The sequence below is a fragment of the ANME-2 cluster archaeon genome, from assembly GCA_014237145.1.
Lineage (GTDB): Archaea > Halobacteriota > Methanosarcinia > Methanosarcinales > Methanocomedenaceae > Methanocomedens_A.
Map to the genome: position 1 here is coordinate 1 of JAAXOC010000047.1, position 2,911 is coordinate 2,911.

At 37.0% G+C, this 2,911-nt stretch carries 4 protein-coding genes and 1 pseudogene; 2 read left to right on the plus strand and 3 right to left on the minus strand.

Features of this window, described 5'->3' with window-relative positions; translation table 11 throughout:
- Positions 1-76: 76 nt before the first annotated feature.
- Both HF974_06745 and cfbA read left to right on the plus strand, forming a co-directional pair.
- Positions 77-433: a hypothetical protein gene (locus HF974_06745; GenBank protein ID MBC2698026.1), complete on the plus strand. Its 357-nt coding sequence runs from the start codon at positions 77-79 to the stop codon at positions 431-433.
- 109 nt (positions 434-542) lie between these two features.
- The gene (gene cfbA / locus HF974_06750; protein ID MBC2698027.1) at positions 543-941 is read left to right on the plus strand and encodes a sirohydrochlorin nickelochelatase; all 399 of its coding nucleotides are present in this window, start codon (positions 543-545) and stop codon (positions 939-941) included.
- A 29-nt stretch (positions 942-970) separates the two neighbouring features.
- Here the strand turns inward: cfbA and HF974_06755 are convergent, their stop codons facing one another.
- The 3 genes and pseudogenes from HF974_06755 to HF974_06765 form a co-directional block, all read right to left on the minus strand.
- Positions 971-1,831, minus strand: coding sequence for a methyltransferase (locus HF974_06755; protein MBC2698028.1), 861 nt, complete (start codon positions 1,829-1,831; stop codon positions 971-973).
- A gap of 412 nt (positions 1,832-2,243) precedes the next feature.
- Positions 2,244-2,408, minus strand: a pseudogene (locus HF974_06760) (nickel-responsive transcriptional regulator NikR).
- A 144-nt stretch (positions 2,409-2,552) separates the two neighbouring features.
- A complete protein-coding gene (locus HF974_06765; protein ID MBC2698029.1) occupies positions 2,553-2,774 on the minus strand; it encodes an ATP-binding protein in 222 nt (73 codons plus the stop codon).
- Positions 2,775-2,911 lie beyond the last annotated feature (137 nt).

Genomic DNA, 2,911 nt, shown 5'->3' on the forward strand with positions numbered 1-2,911 from the left:
TGTGAACAATGAAGGGGAGATTTTGGATGTGGTTAGACATAATGCGCTTGAGGAGTTGAACCATCGGTGGAGTAGAATGCATATTCGAATGCGCACAGGAAGAAGTAAGACGACTAAGGAAATGACAAAATATGGAGCTCTTCTTGCTGTTTTATCTAATCTTGAAAATGAGGATTATGTTGAGACTGTTTTGTGTGATGTGGATGATTTTGTGAGGGAATTGCAAAATGTTACGGATGAAGAACTTCAGGAAGCAAGGCAATTGATTAGAAAGTTTCCACAACTTCCTTTAGTTAAATCTGATGTGAAACGACCTGAGATTCTTAGGGACTTTGTTGCACTTGTTGAGGATGCGTATAGGGACGTGGCCGATGCGGATATTAGTGTGTGGCTGTCTAACTTTATTGACTCAGATGCTAGAATGACGCCATAGTTTCACAGACATTCTGTTGAGCAAAGCTTTATATTTGATTACTGTTAGATTGATGTAGTACTTTATGGTTTGTTAGTGTTACTTTATAAAATTTAATTGGTGTATAAGTATGAATGAAAAAATCGGAATAATGGTATTAGGACATGGAAGTAAACTCCCGTACAACAAGGAAGTAATAACTGCAGTTGCCAACCAGATTGCAGAGAAACATCCTGATACTATTGTACGAACAGGATTTATGAACATGAATAATCCTACTATGGATGAAGGATTACAGTCCTTCGAGAATGCCGACATATCAAATATCATAGCTGTCCCTATATTCCTTGCTCACGGTGTACATACTACCGAAGATATACCACAGATTCTGGGTATAAGCAGGGAAGATCGCAGCACAACCATCAGATTAAACGGTAAAGATGTTAACCTGATCTATGCTGAACCCCTGGGTGCAGACCCGGTAATAGCTGAACTGGCATATAAAAGAGCCATTGATGCAATTGAATAGTGGAAAATAATTAACAGTCTGCGAGATCATTAGGTTTTTTTGATCACAAATACAACTGTATTGTTAACAGGAGGTTCAGGTCTGATCCGGAGGTATTCTTCAAACGATTCAGGTAAATCGTAATGGAAAAATGTGTCCAGTAACCTTCTTAATCCCTTTTCATAGATGCGGTAGGACAATTTAGTGCCTGCAGGCAGTGCCTCAGCCAGATAATCGAAAATCTCCTGTTTTGGTTCTGCCTGAGCAGCTACCATGATAAGTTCAGCAGTATCTTTTAAGGGAAGTATTGAATGATTTCCGGTTATTATCCTAATCTGATCAGAAAGACCAAGTTTTTCCAGTACTTTTCTTGAAAGTTCTGCTCTTTCGGTTTCCTGTTCTATTCCAATCCCTCTTACTCCATACTGATGGCACATCATTATCAGAGAGATGGGGAGTGGTCCGCTTCCAATAATAACTACAGTATCATCTGGCTTAAGTCCTGCTCCCTTATATTCAGTAGAAGCAAGTCGAATGTAATTTTGGAGATAAGAGAAATTTGTGAGAATCTCCCATGGATTATTACTATAGAGTATTAAATGTGCATGTTCGATTTCCAGTTTCGCAGTATACAGGCTTCTGAATCTGGCAATTGAATCAAACACACAGGTAAATTTAAGTTCATGTAGGATATTTTCCACATAGGTATCATTGATACTCACTGCAATTAAATAATCCAATCTTTGCAAAATAGCTTCAAGATGATTCGAAGAATCCTGAAGCACTTCATGGTCATCAAGATCCCTGACCGATATATATATTCCCATTATTTCGTCAACTAATGGTTCTGCATAGGTATTTGTGATGTTCCTTACTTTTATTGCATCTATTGCATCTATTGCATTTATCATGTCCACCACATTCCATCATTTCTTAATATATCAAAAGCTACTGCTTCACAATAGCAATAAGTTGGTATATCTATCCGACTGAAGCCATGCTGTTTTTTGGGCTTCAGTCGATAATTCACCCACACAGGTGCCCTGAAATATTTCCTATTCAGGAAATAAATTCATACATACAACCTACAATATAAAAATAAAACAACCAAACTATATATAATTTTTGGGTACATTCTGTTTTTTCAAAAATTCTGGCAATCCTATATTAAAATTTCATAATAATCTTCATGTAACTATGGAACGAGTGTTAAGTTTATTTAAATATGAGTTAACAGGACATAAGAGTGGGGGATTATTTGATATTTCTCAAACTCACGCGACTTATAGAGCCGGTGAGTTTTTGGGTCTGGAGTAAAAAGCCCTATATTTCCTGTGGATTGATAGTATCCAGTTTGACGTGCTGTATACCTTTGTTCTTTACAATGTTCTTGTATATCTCGCTGATCTTTCCTGCCTCACCCTGTATTATGATTACTTCCACACAATTATCATTTTCCATGTAAACATGAATCGAGGAACGGATAATGTTAAGCTATTCATGCTGAATATTATTCAGCACATCTTCTATGCCATTTTGATGATGGTTGTATGCCAGGGTCATGCCCTATATATTACATATTTTAATCCTTTGTCTTAGAGCGGTTTCAACAATGATCCTAAACCTTATTCATCAAGCATGATCTCCCCGCTCTAAAAGCCATTTCCATAGTGGTACAAATACAATCAACTTACCGTCAATCAATTCTTTGCCTTCTATGTCCTTCGTCACAACAAAACCCCTCTTAACCGAAAAAATATTCATAAATTTTAATAACCCTTTAATGTCCTTCTTCCTGATATTATTTTTATACCTGGATTCCAGGGGTACAACCTCATCATCCTTGACCATCACACAATCTACTTCTGAAATAATTACCCATATTATTCAATTTTATGAGCATTATGTTACCCATATCATAAAAACTAACATCCCACTGAAGATTCCCGTTGAAAATTGACCCCTTTTTCCCACCAATTTTGACCCCCCCC

Bases quoted from the DNA above. Each gene is read 5' to 3' on its own strand.
- cfbA (MBC2698027.1), top strand. From the start codon at position 543: ATGAATGAAAAAATCGGAATAATGGTATTAGGACATGGAAGTAAACTC.
- HF974_06745 (MBC2698026.1), top strand. From the start codon at position 77: ATGCATATTCGAATGCGCACAGGAAGAAGTAAGACGACTAAGGAAATG.
- HF974_06755 (MBC2698028.1), bottom strand. From the start codon at position 1,831: ATGATAAATGCAATAGATGCAATAGATGCAATAAAAGTAAGGAACATC.